Annotated in this window: 13 protein-coding genes; all 13 read right to left on the reverse strand. The window is 32.1% G+C overall.

What is annotated here, in order from left to right; translation table 11 throughout:
* Position 1: 1 nt before the first annotated feature.
* Entirely contained in the window at positions 2–586 is a 585-nt protein-coding gene (locus ACTT9U_RS01935) for a dimethylsulfonioproprionate lyase family protein (RefSeq protein WP_440931509.1), read from the reverse strand.
* 61 nt (positions 587–647) lie between these two features.
* Positions 648–2048: a dihydrolipoyl dehydrogenase gene (lpdA, locus tag ACTT9U_RS01940; protein WP_440931510.1), complete on the reverse strand. Its 1401-nt coding sequence runs from the start codon at positions 2046–2048 to the stop codon at positions 648–650.
* Positions 2049–3335 carry a 2-oxoglutarate dehydrogenase complex dihydrolipoyllysine-residue succinyltransferase gene (gene odhB, locus ACTT9U_RS01945; protein WP_440931511.1) on the reverse strand — a complete coding sequence of 429 codons (1287 nt, stop codon included), beginning with the start codon at positions 3333–3335 and terminating at the stop codon, positions 2049–2051. It lies immediately after the preceding gene.
* Between the two features lie 6 nt (positions 3336–3341).
* Complete coding sequence (locus ACTT9U_RS01950; protein WP_440931512.1) at positions 3342–6233, reverse strand: 2-oxoglutarate dehydrogenase E1 component; 2892 nt, start codon at positions 6231–6233, stop codon at positions 3342–3344.
* A 34-nt stretch (positions 6234–6267) separates the two neighbouring features.
* Positions 6268–7143: a succinate--CoA ligase subunit alpha gene (gene sucD / locus ACTT9U_RS01955; protein ID WP_440931513.1), complete on the reverse strand. Its 876-nt coding sequence runs from the start codon at positions 7141–7143 to the stop codon at positions 6268–6270.
* Positions 7143–8303 carry an ADP-forming succinate--CoA ligase subunit beta gene (gene sucC / locus ACTT9U_RS01960; protein ID WP_440931514.1) on the reverse strand — a complete coding sequence of 387 codons (1161 nt, stop codon included), beginning with the start codon at positions 8301–8303 and terminating at the stop codon, positions 7143–7145. Before sucC ends, sucD begins: the two co-directional genes overlap by 1 nt.
* On the reverse strand, positions 8303–9265 hold the full coding sequence (mdh, locus tag ACTT9U_RS01965; RefSeq protein ID WP_440931515.1) for a malate dehydrogenase: 963 nt from the start codon (positions 9263–9265) through the stop codon (positions 8303–8305). Before mdh ends, sucC begins: the two co-directional genes overlap by 1 nt.
* Positions 9266–9280: 15 nt before the next feature.
* Positions 9281–10774: a CoA-acylating methylmalonate-semialdehyde dehydrogenase gene (locus ACTT9U_RS01970; RefSeq protein ID WP_440931516.1), complete on the reverse strand. Its 1494-nt coding sequence runs from the start codon at positions 10772–10774 to the stop codon at positions 9281–9283.
* Between the two features lie 42 nt (positions 10775–10816).
* Positions 10817–11596: a succinate dehydrogenase iron-sulfur subunit gene (locus ACTT9U_RS01975; protein WP_440931517.1), complete on the reverse strand. Its 780-nt coding sequence runs from the start codon at positions 11594–11596 to the stop codon at positions 10817–10819.
* Positions 11596–13371, reverse strand: a complete 1776-nt coding sequence (gene sdhA, locus ACTT9U_RS01980) for a succinate dehydrogenase flavoprotein subunit (protein ID WP_440931518.1) — start codon at positions 13369–13371, stop codon at positions 11596–11598. Before sdhA ends, ACTT9U_RS01975 begins: the two co-directional genes overlap by 1 nt.
* Positions 13368–13691, reverse strand: a complete 324-nt coding sequence (gene sdhD, locus ACTT9U_RS01985) for a succinate dehydrogenase, hydrophobic membrane anchor protein (RefSeq protein WP_440931519.1) — start codon at positions 13689–13691, stop codon at positions 13368–13370. Before sdhD ends, sdhA begins: the two co-directional genes overlap by 4 nt.
* Positions 13691–14074, reverse strand: coding sequence for a succinate dehydrogenase, cytochrome b556 subunit (gene sdhC / locus ACTT9U_RS01990; protein WP_440931520.1), 384 nt, complete (start codon positions 14072–14074; stop codon positions 13691–13693). Before sdhC ends, sdhD begins: the two co-directional genes overlap by 1 nt.
* Positions 14064–15071: an aspartate-semialdehyde dehydrogenase gene (locus tag ACTT9U_RS01995; protein WP_440931521.1), complete on the reverse strand. Its 1008-nt coding sequence runs from the start codon at positions 15069–15071 to the stop codon at positions 14064–14066. The genes sdhC and ACTT9U_RS01995 overlap by 11 nt, the downstream gene beginning before the upstream one ends.
* Positions 15072–15087: the final 16 nt, after the last annotated feature.

The raw sequence follows: 15087 nt of genomic DNA on the forward strand, positions 1-15087 counted from the left end.
TTTATATTTCTACTACTGAAACCTCAGAATCAAGTTTGTCCTTCCATACAACAATAGATAAACACCTGTCATCTAGTGTTGTTAATGAATGGGGTTGAAAACTTTTGTGAAATCGAGCTTGATTTGGTCCTAAAATTTCAGATTCATCCCCTATACTCTCAAATTTTGCCTTACCACTTAATACAAAGTATATTTCCTCTGCTTCGTGATGATGCCACGTATAAAATGTTTTTTTATCAAAAAATATGAAATAAACGCTTAATTCTTTTGATATAAAATTACCATTAGGACCAATAAACTCAAAATAACAAAAATTTTCCAAAAATTCTTTTCCTACTTCCTTTTCTCTATAGTTTTGTTTCCAATTAATTTTTGGTGAAAGTTCTCTGATCAAATTATGTATATTGCTATTTTTTTTAGTGTTTATTTCCCAATCAAAAAATTTTTTTGCAGATCTAATGTAATTGCTTTCAATATTATTGAATTTTAAGTTCTGAGGTAATTTAACAAAATTTGATAAAACAGAATTTTTTTTCCAAATCAAATCTAATTCGCTGTATATTTTATTGAATGAATCGCTATTCATAGCTATTAAAAAATATCCTAATAATAACCAAAATAAAAGTTAATGATTAATTTATGTTGAATTAAGAGTGTATTGCTCTTTTATCAACTGATAGAGCAGCCTCTTTTACTGCTTCAGAAAAAGTCGGATGTGCATGACAAGTTCTAGCTATATCTTCGGAGCTTGCACCAAATTCCATTGCTACACCTATTTCTGCAATAAGTTCACCTGCATGTGGACCAATTATATGAGCACCTAAAACTCTATCCGATTTTTCATCAGCTAAAATTTTTACAAAACCTTCAGCATCATCAATAGCTTTTGCTCTGGAATTTGCCATAAATGAAAACTTTCCAATTTTATAGCCAATATTATTTTCTTTTAATTGTTCCTCAGTTTTTCCAATAGAAGCAACTTCTGGTGTTGTATAAACCACACCTGGAATTGTATCATAGTTAACATGACCTGATTGACCTGCAATAATCTCTGCAACAGCTACACCTTCATCCTCTGCTTTGTGAGCTAACATAGGACCTTGTATCACGTCACCTATTGCGTAAATATTATTTACGTTGGTTTTAAAGTTTTTATCAGTTTTTACTCTATTTCTTTCATCTAATTCTACACCTGTAACATCCAAGTTTAATCCATCAGTATTTGCTTTTCTGCCCACAGAAATTAGAACAACATCGCAATCAAAGTCTTTTTTGTTTCCATCTTTATCTGTAGTAGAGACAACAGCGCCACTATTATTTTTATTAATATTTTCTACTTTATGTTGCATATGAAAAGTAATTCCTTGTTTCTTTAATATTTTCATAAATTCTTTTGAAATCTCGTTATCCATTCCAGGAGTAATGTGATCTAAAAATTCTACAACATGAACTTCTGATCCAAGTCTAGACCAAACTGATCCCATCTCTAAACCAATATAACCACCTCCAACTACAACCATTTTTTTTGGTACTTTATTTAATTTTAATGCACCTGTAGATGAAACAATTATACCTTCGTCAAATTCTATTCCTGGAAGCGATACAGGTACAGAACCTGTAGCAATTACAGATTTTTCAGCCTCAATTAAAGTTTCATTTCCTTTATCATCTTTAATTAAAATTTCACTTTGTGACTTAAAACTACCACGACCTTTAAAGTAAGAAACTTTATTTTTCTTTAATAAGAACTCAACACCCTTTGTAAGAACAGTTACTGCTTTATCCTTACTCTTCATCATTTTCTCTAAATTTAATTTAACTTCACCAACTTCTATACCTTTGTTTGATAAAGATTTAACTTTATGAAATTCCTCAGATAAATTTAATAAACTTTTTGAAGGAATACATCCAACGTTAAGACATGTTCCGCCTAGAGAGCCTCTAGATTCTATACATGCAGTTTTTAAACCTAATTGAGCCAATCTAATCGCACAAACATATCCACCGGGTCCACCACCAATAACGACTGCTTGAAATTTTTCTGTCATTTAAATATCTAAAAATAACCTTCTTGGATCTTCTAAATTCTCTTTTACCATTTTTAAAAAAGAAACAGATTCTTTTCCATCAATAATTCTGTGATCATAAGATAATGCCAAATACATAATAGGTCTTATCTTAATTTCTCCATCCACAACAACAGGTCTTTCTACAATATTGTGCATTCCTAGAACTCCAGATTGAGGCAAATTTAATATTGGTGTTGATAACATTGATCCATATACACCTCCATTACTAATTGTAAATGTTCCGCCTTGTAAATCCTCAATCGTTAATTTTCCATCTCTAGCTTTTTCAGAAATTACTTTAATATTTTTTTCAATATCTGCGAAAGATAATTCATCTGCATTTCTTAAAACAGGTACTACAAGTCCTTTGTCTGTTCCAACAGCAAAACTGATGTTGTAATAATTTTTATAAATGATTTCTTCTCCATCAATTTCTGCATTTACCGCCGGGAATGTTTTTAAAGCTGCAACACAAGCTTTTACAAAAAATGACATAAATCCTAATTTAATTCCATATCTGCTTTGAAAATCTTCTTGATTTTCTTTTCTCATTTCCATGATGCCAGTCATATCAACTTCATTAAATGTAGTTAACAATGCTGCATTTTCTTGAGCCTGCTTTAATCTCTTAGCGATAGTTAATCTTAGTCTGCTCATCTTGATTCTTTCCTCTTCACCAAATTGAGCTTTTCTTTCAGAAGGAGGTGGGTTTGTACCCATCAAGCTAATAAGATCTCCTTTTAAAACTCTTCCATCTTTCCCAGATCCCCTAACTCTACTTAGATCAATATTTTTTTCTTCTACTATTTTTCTCACTGCTGGAGACAAAACTTTATTAGTATTATTTGAATTTGTTGGAGATTTTTGTTCTCTTACTTCTTTTGTTAATCTTAAAGGAGTTTCTTCCGCTTCTTGTTTCTCTACTTTAATTTCTTTTTTCTTTGGTGTTTCTAAATTTACAACATTATTTTCTTTTTTAATTTCTGGCTCTTTTTTTAGTTGAGGTTTTTTTGGAGATGGAGCAGATCCATTTTGACTGATAGATCCTAATAAAGCTCCAACTTCTACAGTTGATCCATCTTTTGAAACAATTTCACTTAATACACCATCTATTGGAGAAGGCACCTCTAAATTAACTTTATCAGTTTCTAATTCTACGATAGGCTCATCTGCTTCCACATGATCGCCCTCTTTTTTTAGCCACTTAGCAACTGTGGCTTCGGTAATGCTTTCACCTAAAACAGGAACAACAATTTTTTCACTCATTTAATTTTATTCAAATACTTTTTTAATAATTTCTTGTTGTTGTGCAATATGTCTTTTTGCATATCCAGTTGCAGGAGATGCATCTGGGCTTCTTCCAATATAAGAAATTTGGTTATTATTAGCCTTAATGTTGTCTAATGTCCATTGAATATAATCTCTAACTGAGAACCATGCACCCATATTTTTTGGTTCTTCTTGGCACCAATAAAATTTTGCAGAATTTGCATATGGCTTTAGTTCATTTACTAATGTTTTTGCCGGGAAAGGATACAATTGTTCAATTCTATAAATTACAACATCATCCACTTTTAGTTTTTCTCTTGCCTCCAAAAGATCAAAATAAACTTTTCCTGAACACATTATAACCTTGCGCATTTTTGAGGCCTCTTTTAATTTTATAAATCCTGTAGTTTCAGGATCTATTGCATGGTCCCATAAAACTCTGTGGAAAGAATTTTTTCTAGTAAAGTCTACTAAATTTGAAACACAATATTTATTTCTTAATAAAGATTTTGGTGTCATTATTATAAGTGGTTTTCTAAAATCCCTATTTATTTGTCTTCTTAAAGCATGAAAATAATTTGCTGGAGTTGTGCAATTTAAAACCTGCATATTATCATTTGAGCAAAGTTGTAAATATCTTTCTAATCTTGCAGAAGAATGTTCAGGTCCTTGACCCTCATAACCATGAGGTAATAACATTACAATACCAGATGCTCGGGACCATTTTCTTTCCCCTGATGCAATAAATTGATCAACAATTACTTGAGCTCCATTTGCAAAATCTCCAAATTGAGCTTCCCATAAAGTTAATGTATTTGGTTCTACTAATGAATATCCATATTCGAATCCCAAAACTGCTAATTCTGATAAAAAACTATCCACAACTTCATATTGTTTTTGATCTTTAGAAATATTATTTAGAGGTATATATCTAGAATTATCAACTTGATTTCTAAGTACAGAATGTCTTTGACTAAAAGTTCCTCTTCCAGAATCTTGACCAACTAATCTAACAGGAAAACCTTCTTGCAGTAAAGAACCAAATGCAAGAGACTCTGCTGTTGCCCAATCAATTCCTGTCCCTTCATCAATTGATTTTTTTCTTAATTCAAAAATTTTTGAAATAGTTTTATGAGGGTTTATTTCACTTGGTATAACATTAATTCTATCTGAAATGGCTTTTAATTGCTCGATATGTACACCACTTACACCACGTTTATCTTTTCCTGGTTCAGGTTTATATCTAGACCACGTTCCTTCAAACCAAGTTATTTTTGGATTGTAATCTTTTGCACTTTTGAACTGCTCATCTAACAAATTTTTAAATGTATTAATTTTATCTTTTAATTCTTGCTCTGAAAACATTCCTTCATTGATTAGTTGATCTCCATAAATTTTAACACTCGATGGATGAGATCTAATTTTTTTATACATTAAAGGTTGTGTAAAAGATGGTTCGTCCCCCTCGTTATGTCCATATCTTCTATAGCACCAAAGATCTACAACAACATCTCTATTAAATTTTAATCTAAACTCTGTTGCAATTCTTGTTGCATAAACAACAGCTTCTGGATCGTCACCGTTAACATGTAATATTGGTGCTTCAACCATTTTAGCTACGTCAGATGAATATGGAGATGAACGTGCAAACCTTGGACTGGTAGTAAATCCAATTTGATTATTTACAATAATATGAATTGTACCTCCAGTGTTATGACCTGGAAGGCCTGACATGGCAAAACATTCAGCTACAACTCCTTGACCAGCAAAAGCTGCATCACCATGAAGTAATATTGGAATAACTTTATTTCTTTGTTTATCACCATGAAAAAATTGTTTTGCTCTGGTTTGTCCTAAAACAACTGGATTTACTGCCTCTAGATGTGAAGGATTATCTGTTAAACTTACGTGAACTGAATTACCATCAAACTCTCTATCTGATGATGCACCTAAATGATATTTAACGTCACCTGCTGATTCTTTTGATGACAAAATATCTCCAGCAAATTCATTAAAAATTCTTTTATAAGATTTTTGGAGTACATTTGCTAAAACATTTAATCTTCCCCTGTGAGGCATTCCAATTTTAACTTCCTTTACTTCTGATTGACCACCAATTTTTATTATTTGCTCTAAAGCAGGAATTAAGCTCTCAGCACCATCTAATCCAAATCTTTTTGTCCCAACATATTTTTTTGCTAAAAATTTTTCAAACCCTTCAGCTTGGATTAATTTATTAAGAATTGCTTCTTTACCATTTTTTGTAAAGCTTATAGGGTTTTTTTCACCCTCAATTCTTTTTCTTAACCAGATACGTTCCTCTGGATTTGAGATATGCATGTACTCATATCCTATCGGTCCACAATAAGTTTTATTAACAAATTGAAGTATTTCAGAAATATTTGAATTTTTTTTATTAGTAACACCATTTAAGAAAATATTTCTTTTATAATCACTCTTTTTAAATCCATAAAATTCTGGATGTAATTCCTCCAAATATTCTGTCTGCTTTAATCCTAAAGGATCAAGTTTTGCTAATAAATGACCTCTTAATCTATAAGCCCTTATAAGTTCTACAGCTTTTATTGAATCAATATTACTTTGAGTTTGATTTTCTGATGTTAAAGTTTTTTCTTCAGTTTTTTCATTTTCTTTTATTTGAGTATCTTGAAAATCAATTTGAATTTCTTTTCGAATAGGAGACCAAGTGGGTCCTCTTAGTTCATTTGCAACAATATTTAGTTCCTCGCCTAAATCCTTAAAATAGCTTTTCCAACTTTCAGGAAGCTCAGGGTCATTATTAATGTATCTTAAATACATCTGCTCAATGAAAGCACTATTAGTTTTGGTTAAAAACGATGTTTTTTCAAATTCAAGATTTTTTGTAAGTGACATTTTTAAAATTAGTATAATCCTGTTATACTAATTTTCAATTAGACAATTTATTAAACAATGTTTCTCCAATTTTAGATGGAGAATTAGACATTGTAATTCCACATTCTTCCATCTTTTTAATTTTATCCTGAGCGCCACCTTTGCCGCCAGAAATAATTGCACCCGCATGTCCCATTCTTCTTCCAGGAGGTGCTGTTATTCCAGCTATAAATCCAACTATAGGTTTTTTAATTTTATGATTTTTAATAAATTCTGCAGCTTCCTCTTCTGCTGTTCCACCAATTTCACCAATCATCAAAATAGATTGTGTTTCTGGATCATTTAAAAATAAATCTAAACAATCTATAAAATTTGTTCCATTAATTGGATCGCCACCAATACCTATACATGTTGATTGACCTAAGCCATTAACTGTTGTTTGAGCAACTGCTTCATAAGTTAAAGTACCTGATCTTGATACAATACCAACAGATCCTTTTTTATGAATATTTCCTGGCATTATTCCAATTTTACACTCATCTGGAGTAATAATTCCTGGGCAGTTAGGGCCTATCAGTCTACTTTTTGATTTATCTAAAATTTGTCTTACCTTTAGCATGTCTTGGATTGGTATCCCTTCCGTAATACAAACTATTAATTCAACTTCAGCTTCAATCGCTTCAATAATTGCTGCAGCAGCAAATTTTGCTGGAACATATATCATGGTAGCATCAGCACCTACTGAGCTCTTTGCTTCTGCAACAGTATTAAATACTGGTCTATCTAAATGTTTTTGCCCTCCTTTTTTGGGAGTAACTCCACCAACTAAATTAGTTCCATATTTAATTGCTTGTTCAGAGTGGAAAGTTCCATGTGAGCCTGTAAAACCTTGACAAATTACTTTTGTATTTTTGTTTACTAAAACTGACATTACTTAATTGCCTCTACAATTTTTTTTGCAGCATCATCAAGATCGTTTGCAGAAATAATTTTTAAACCTGAACTATCAAGTATTTCTTTACCTTCTTTAAAATTTGTTCCGGCTAATCTTACAACTAATGGAACAGAGATATTTATCTCTTTCGCTGCATCTACAACTCCTTGGGCAAGAACATCACATCTCATTATTCCACCAAAAATATTTATCAAAATACCTTTAACATTTTTATCGGATAATATTATTTTAAAAGCTGCTGCCACTTTTTCTTTTGACGCTCCACCACCTACATCTAAAAAATTTGCAGGTTCCTTGCCATACAATTTAATTATATCCATTGTAGCCATCGCTAAACCTGCACCATTAACCATGCACCCAATACTTCCGTCTAATTTAATATAAGCTAATTCGTGTTTACTTGCCTCTATTTCAGTGGGATCTTCTTCATTCAAATCTCTTAGATCCAAAATTTCAGGATGTCTAAATAAAGCATTATCATCAAAATTTACTTTTGCATCTAAACAAAGAATTTTATTGTCTTTAGTTAAAATGAGAGGATTAATTTCAACCATATTTGCATCTGTATTAACAAACATTTTATAAATAGCTTTAATTAAACTTATTCCTTGATTTTGAGCGCTATCTTTTAAATCAAAAATTTTAATTATTTCTTCACAATCTTTATCTGAAATATCATTGTTAAAATCGACTTTTGTAGTAATTATTTTTTCAGGAGTTTTGCTTGCTACCTCTTCAATATCCATTCCGCCTTGATCACTTGATATAAAAGCAATTTTTGAGCTAGCTCTGTCCACTAGGCATGAAAGATAAAATTCTTTATCTATTTCAGAAGACTCTTCGATATATAATCTTTTTACTTCTCTTCCCTCTGGACCTGTTTGATGTGTGACCAGGGTTTTCCCAAATAATTCATTTGCAGCTTTTTCTAGTTCTTCCAAATTATCCAATATTTTAACCCCACCTGCTTTTCCTCTACCGCCAGCATGAATTTGTGCTTTCAATACATATTTTTTAGTTTCAAGATTTTTTGCTTTTTCTAGGGCTTCACTTACACTTAAACCAAATACACCTTTTGGAACTGGTGCTCCGTATTTTTCTAAAATTTGTTTGGCTTGATGTTCGTGAATATTCATTATTTTGCTAAATCACCATCTATTGTTGAGGCAGCTTTCCAAAGTTTTTTTACAGCATCAACAGAATGAATGAATTCTTTTTTCTCTTTCTCGTCTAAGTCAATTTCCTCTATTTTTTCTACACCATTTTTACCAATAATTACTGGCACCCCTGCATAGACATTGCTTACACCATATTCACCATTTAGCTGAACAGCACACGGTAAAAGTTTCTTTTGATCCTTTAAATAAGCTTCTGCCATCTGAACTCCAGATGCAGCAGGAGCATAAAATGCAGATCCTTTTTCTAAGAATTTCACTATTTCAGCACCGCCATCTCTAGTTCTTTGATTGATGCTTTCAACTTTTTCTTCAGAAATTTTTCCTTCTTTGACTAAATCTAATAATGGTTTTCCTGAAATTTTTGTAAATCTAGGAAGGGGCACCATAGTATCTCCATGACCACCCATCACCATTGCCTCTATTTCTCTTACTGGAACATTAAATTCTAATGAAAGAAATAGTTTAAATCTTGAACTGTCTAAAATTCCAGCCATACCAACTACTTTATTTGCTGGAAGACCTGAAAATTTTTGAAACGCCATTACCATCACATCTAATGGATTTGTAATACAAATTACAAATGCATTTGGAGCATTATTCTTAACTCCCTCGGCCACTTGCTTCATTATTTTTAAGTTAATACCTAATAAATCATCTCTGCTCATGCCTGGCTTTCTTGGAACACCAGCAGTTATTATTATAACATCAGAGTCTTTAATATCTTTGTAGTCATCTGTTCCTGATAATCTCACATTAAAACCATCTACAGATGATGATTGCGCAATATCTAATGCCTTACCTTTGGCTATACCACTTGCAACATCAAACAAAACAACCTCATCAACTAATTCTTTTATTCCAATTAAGTGTGCTAAAGTTCCACCAATTTGACCAGCTCCTATTAAAGATATTTTTTTCATTATTTCTATTTCCTTCTATTTCATTGTTGGCATTATAAATTCTGCGTTCGACCTAATTCCTGATGGCCATCTTGATGTAACTGTCTTTAATTTTGTATAAAATTTTACACCTTCCATCCCATGCATCGCACTATCTCCAAATAAAGATCTTTTCCAACCACCAAAGCTGTGGAATGCCATTGGTACTGGAATTGGAACATTTATGCCAACCATTCCTACCTGAATCTTACTTGCAAATGTTCTTCCTGCGTCTCCGTCTCTTGTATAAATACTAACACCATTTCCATATTCATGATCGTTTATTAATTGAGTTGCTTCTTCAAAGGTTTTAACTCTCACCACTGACAATACCGGACCAAATATTTCTTCTTTATAAATTCTCATATTTTTATCTACATGATCAAACAGACAGCCTCCTATAAAGAATCCATTTTCATAACCTTGAAGTTTTAAATTCCTACCATCAACTACAAGTTTTGCGCCTTCCTCAACTCCAAGATCAACATAACTTTTTACTTTTGCTAAATGTTCTTTTGTAACTAGTGGTCCCATCTCAGATGTTTTGTCCATACCTGGCCCAACTTTTAAAGCTTCAGCTTTTTTTGAAAGTCTTGAAACTAATTCATCACCAATATCTCCAACCGCTACTGCAACTGATTGGGCCATACATCTTTCACCAGCTGAACCATATGCAGCTCCCATTAATCCATTTACAGCACCATCAAGATCACAATCTGGCATCACAACTAAATGATTTTTTGCACCTCCAAGTGCTTGAACTCTTTTTTCATTTTTAGCGGAATTTTCATAAATATATTTTGCAATTGGTGTAGATCCTACAAAACTTACAGCTTTAATATCTGGGTTAGTTAAAATTCCATCTACTGACTCTTTATCTCCATGTACAACATTTAAAACTCCATCAGGCAACCCAGCTTCTTTAAATAATTCTGCTAATCTTATTGAACAAGATGGATCTTTTTCTGATGGTTTTAATATAAAAGTATTTCCACATGCTATAGCTATTGGAAACATCCACATAGGAACCATTGCTGGAAAATTAAAGGGAGTGATACCAGCAACTACACCAAGAGGTTGACGCATTGAATAACTATCTACATTAGTTCCAACATTTTCTGAAAACTCACCTTTCAATAAATGAGGTATTCCACATGCAAATTCAACAACCTCTAGACCTCTCGTTAAAGATCCTTTTGCATCCTCATAAACTTTTCCATGTTCGGCAACTATTAATTGAGCAAGCTCATCTGAATTTTTTTCTATTAATTCTTTAAATTTGAAAATTATTCTTGCTCTTTGAAGAGCTGGCTTTAAGGACCAAGTTTCAAAAGCTGTTTGTGCAACTTTTACAGCATCATCGAGGTCTGCCTTAGATGCTAAGACAACTTCTTTTTCTTGTTCACCTGTTGCAGGATTAAAGACTTTGCCTTTTCTATCTGATTTACCAGAAGTTAGCTTACCGCCAACGAAATGTTCAATAATTTTCATGAATACGATCTTTTAGAGCAAAAAACTTTAATAGTCTATTAATTATATGTTAGCGGTAGCTAGCATTTTTTTAATTTCCGCAATAGCCTTTGCTGGATTTAAACCTTTTGGACAAGCATTAGTGCAGTTTAAAATTGTATGGCATCTATATAATTTTAGTTCGTCTGCAACTTTTTTTAATCTTTTCTCTCTTTCCTCGTCTCTACTATCAACTATCCATCTATACGCCTGAAGTAATACTGCAGGTCCTAAATATTTATCACCATTCCACCAATAACTAGGACACGATGTTGAACAACATGCGCACATTATGCATTCATAGGCACCATCAAGTTTTTCTCTGTCTTTTTGAGATTGAAAAATTTCCTTTGACTCTGATTTTGAATTAGATTGCAACCAGGGTTCTATAGATTGATATTGATTATAAAGATCATCTAAATCACCAATTAAATCTCTTTTAACTTTGAGATGTGGTAAGGGATAAATATCAATATCACCATCAATTTCTGCATGAGGTGTTGTGCATGCCAATCCATTTTTTCCACCCATATTCATTGCGCAAGAACCACAAACGCCGTGAGCACAAGATCTTCTGTAAGCTAGTGTTGGATCAATTTCATTTTTAATTTTATTTAAAACATCAAGAACTTTTGAAGGGCAGTTATCCATATCAACTTCATAAGTATCTACTCTAGGATTTTCTCCAGTTGAGGGATCCCATCTATAAACATTTACTTTTCTTAGATTTTTAGAGCCAGTTTTATCTTTAAAATATTTACCTTTTTTAACTTTTGAATTTTCTGGTAAATTGATCTGAACCATTAATACACTCTTTCCTGTGGTGGGAAATATTGTACTTCATTTGTTAATGTTGTTTTATGAACTGGTCTATATGAAATTTTTGTATCCTTACCATCGCACCAAATCAATGTATGTTGCATAAAGTTTTCATCATCTCTTTTGGGATAATCTTCTCTAGCGTGGGCGCCTCGACTTTCTTTTCTATTATAAGCTGAGTCAACTGTTGTTACTGCTTGTCTAATTAAATTATCAAATTCAAGGGTTTCAACTAAATCTGTATTAAATATTAATGATTTATCTTTAACTGAAATAGAATCTAACCCATCATAAGTTTTTCTAATTTCATCAACACCTTCTTTTAAAGATTTATCAGTTCTGAATACCGCACATTTTGATTGCATTGTTTTTTGCATTGCCAATCTTAGTTCTGCAGTACCTGTATCTCCATCTGCATTTCTTAATTTATCAAATCTATCTAAACACTTTTGTGTTTCTGACTCTGGAATTTCTTCATGAGGTGCGCCTGGCTTAACTACTTCAGCTGCTCTCTTTGCTGCTGCTCTTCCAAAAACAACCAAATCAATTAAAGAGTTTGACCCTAATCTGTTAGCACCATGAACTGAAACACATGCGGCTTCACCAATTGCCATCAAACCTGGAACTGTTTTTTCTGAACCATTAACAGTTAATACTTCACCCTTGTAGTTTGTTGGTATTCCACCCATGTTATAATGAACTGTTGGTACTACTGGGATTGGTTCCTTAGTTACATCAACATCTGCAAATAGTCTTGCAGCATCAGTAATTCCTGGCAGTCTACTTTCTATAATATCTTTATCTAAATGACTTAAATTTAAGTGAACATGATCTTGATCTTTACCAACACCTCTTCCCTCGTTAATTTCGATAGACATTGATCTACTTACAACATCTCTTGAGGCAAGATCTTTTGCTTTTGGAGCATATCGCTCCATAAATCTTTCACCTTTAGAATTTGTAAGATAACCACCTTCACCTCTTGCACCTTCGGTAATTAGTGTTCCATGCCCATAAATTCCTGTTGGATGAAATTGTACAAACTCCATATCTTGAAGTGGTAGACCTGCTCTTAATACCATTGCATTTCCATCACCAGTACATGTGTGAGCTGATGTTGCAGAATAATAAACTTTTCCATATCCACCTGTTGCAATAATTACTGTATGAGCTCTAAATCTATGAATAGTTCCGTCATTTAAGTTCCATGCAATAAGTCCTTTGCATTGTCCATCTTTCATCAATAGATCTAATGCAAAATATTCAATAAAAAATTCTGTCTTATGCTTAAGTGCTTGTCCATATAGTGTATGTAAAATTGCATGTCCTGTTCTATCAGCAGCTGCGCATGTTCTTTGAACAATTCCATTACCATAATTTTTTGTCATTCCACCGAAAGGTCTTTGATAGATCTTTCCGTCCTCTGTTCTACTAAACGGCACTCCATACTTTTCTAACTCAATCACTGCTTTTGGTGCTTCTTTACATAAGTATTCAATACTATCTTGATCACCCAACCAATCAGCCCCTTTAACCGTATCATACATGTGCCATCTCCAGTCATCTTCACCCATATTTCCTAACGCAGCAGAAATACCACCTTGTGCGGCTGAAGTATGACTTCTTGTTGGAAACACTTTTGAAATACATGCAGTTTTAAGACCTGCCTCACTTAAACCTACTGCAGCTCTTAAACCTGAACCACCAGCACCTAAAACAACTACATCATATTGATGATCTATAATTTCGTATGAACTCATATGTTATTTATTAATATAATTGTAATTAAAGGAATTACTACTGCTGACAAATATAAAAGCTTGTTTGCGACATTTTTTATTTTCTCATCTCCAATATAGTCCTCAAAAACCTCACTAATACTTATAGCTGAGAAGAAAAAAGCTATAATTATGAAAATACTAAAGATAAAACCTGAAATTCCTTTTGAAAAAAAATTAATCAATTCAAAATAACCTTGGTCATAAATTGATATAAAACTTAAGATAAACCAAATCATTAATGGAACTAAAAGTGCCCCACTTATTTTTAAAAATAACCATTTTTTTGTAGCACTAATCATTAAAGTAAATTCTTCCCAATTAAATAAAATGATATTGTTAAAATTACTGAACCAATAATCACAATAAGGCCTGTAATTTTTGTAGTTTTAAGTTCAAAACCATAACCTAAGTCCATAGCAAGGTGTCTTATCTCACTTAATATTTGAAAACTGAAAGACCAAGTCATACCTAAAATAATAAATTTTCCAAAAACAGAATTGAAAAATGTGTCTATAATTTTATAGCTGTCTTCACCTAACATCAATGTACATGCTAAAATACAAATTAATGATATTGCTATTATATTTATAATGCCAGTTATTCTGTGTGAAATAGAAACCAACGAAGATATGTGCCATCTATAAATTTGGATATGGGGAGATAAAGGTCTTTTATTTTCCATAGAAATTATTTTTAATTAATGTTTCAGCAATTTCTACTGCATTTAAGGCCGCCCCTCTTAATAAATTATCTGATACAACCCACATATTTAAGCAATTCTTTTTTGTTTTATCTTCACGTATTCTAGAAATAAAAGTTTCATCTTTTCCTGCTGCTTCAAGAGGTGTTGAATATCCTCCATCATTTCTATCATCTATAACTTTGCAACCTTCCATTTTTTCTAGACATTCTCTAATTTGATCAATCGTAAAATTTTTTTCTAATTCTAAATTTACGGCTTCAGAATGTGAGACTAATACTGGTACTCTCACACATGTCGCGGATAATTCAATATTTGGATCTAGTATTTTTTTAGTTTCGTTAGTCATCTTAAGTTCTTCTTTTGTGTAACCATCATCAGAAAATACATCAATATGAGGAATTAAATTAAATGAAATTTGTTTTGTAAAATTTTTAGAATTAATTTCTTTATTTTCTAAAGATAATTTTGTTTGTTCAATTAATTCATCCATTGGCCCTTTACCACCACCAGATACAGATTGGTAAGTTGCAACAATTATTCTTTTTATCTTAAATAAGTCATGAATTGGTTTTAAAGGTAAAACTAATTGCGCAGTAGAGCAGTTTGGATTTGCTATAATATTTTTTTTTATATTTTTTAGATCATCTGCATTAACCTGGGGTACTATCAAAGGAACGTCTGGATCCATTCTAAAAAAACTTGAGTTATCAATTACAAAACTATGTTCAGCAGCTTTTGGTGCATAAGTTTCTGAGATTTTTCCACCAGCTGCAAAAAAAGTTATTTTAGCTTTTGAAAAATCAAAAGTTTCTAAATTTTCAACAACAATATCTTTACCTTTGAAGTTAATTTTTGAACCAGCACTTCTAGGAGAGGCAACTAAATAGGTTTGTGAAAAAGGTAAGTCTTTTCTCTCAAGTACCTCAAGTACTTTTCTTCCAACATTACCCGTTGCTCCTACAATTGCAATATTCATAATAATTGAGGTTTAT

It is taken from the genome of Candidatus Pelagibacter sp. (assembly GCF_052049975.1).
Taxonomy (GTDB): domain Bacteria; phylum Pseudomonadota; class Alphaproteobacteria; order Pelagibacterales; family Pelagibacteraceae; genus Pelagibacter.

Excerpts from the sequence above, each read along its gene's own strand:
- lpdA (WP_440931510.1), bottom strand. The coding sequence starts at position 2,048 with ATGACAGAAAAATTTCAAGCAGTCGTTATTGGTGGTGGACCCGGTGGA.
- sucC (WP_440931514.1), bottom strand. The coding sequence starts at position 8,303 with ATGAATATTCACGAACATCAAGCCAAACAAATTTTAGAAAAATACGGA.
- sdhC (WP_440931520.1), bottom strand. The coding sequence starts at position 14,074 with ATGGAAAATAAAAGACCTTTATCTCCCCATATCCAAATTTATAGATGG.
- ACTT9U_RS01995 (WP_440931521.1), bottom strand. The coding sequence starts at position 15,071 with ATGAATATTGCAATTGTAGGAGCAACGGGTAATGTTGGAAGAAAAGTA.
- ACTT9U_RS01935 (WP_440931509.1), bottom strand. The coding sequence starts at position 586 with ATGAATAGCGATTCATTCAATAAAATATACAGCGAATTAGATTTGATT.
- mdh (WP_440931515.1), bottom strand. The coding sequence starts at position 9,265 with ATGAAAAAAATATCTTTAATAGGAGCTGGTCAAATTGGTGGAACTTTA.
- odhB (WP_440931511.1), bottom strand. The coding sequence starts at position 3,335 with ATGAGTGAAAAAATTGTTGTTCCTGTTTTAGGTGAAAGCATTACCGAA.
- ACTT9U_RS01950 (WP_440931512.1), bottom strand. The coding sequence starts at position 6,233 with ATGTCACTTACAAAAAATCTTGAATTTGAAAAAACATCGTTTTTAACC.
- sucD (WP_440931513.1), bottom strand. The coding sequence starts at position 7,143 with ATGTCAGTTTTAGTAAACAAAAATACAAAAGTAATTTGTCAAGGTTTT.
- ACTT9U_RS01970 (WP_440931516.1), bottom strand. The coding sequence starts at position 10,774 with ATGAAAATTATTGAACATTTCGTTGGCGGTAAGCTAACTTCTGGTAAA.
- sdhD (WP_440931519.1), bottom strand. The coding sequence starts at position 13,691 with ATGATTAGTGCTACAAAAAAATGGTTATTTTTAAAAATAAGTGGGGCA.
- sdhA (WP_440931518.1), bottom strand. The coding sequence starts at position 13,371 with ATGAGTTCATACGAAATTATAGATCATCAATATGATGTAGTTGTTTTA.
- ACTT9U_RS01975 (WP_440931517.1), bottom strand. The coding sequence starts at position 11,596 with ATGGTTCAGATCAATTTACCAGAAAATTCAAAAGTTAAAAAAGGTAAA.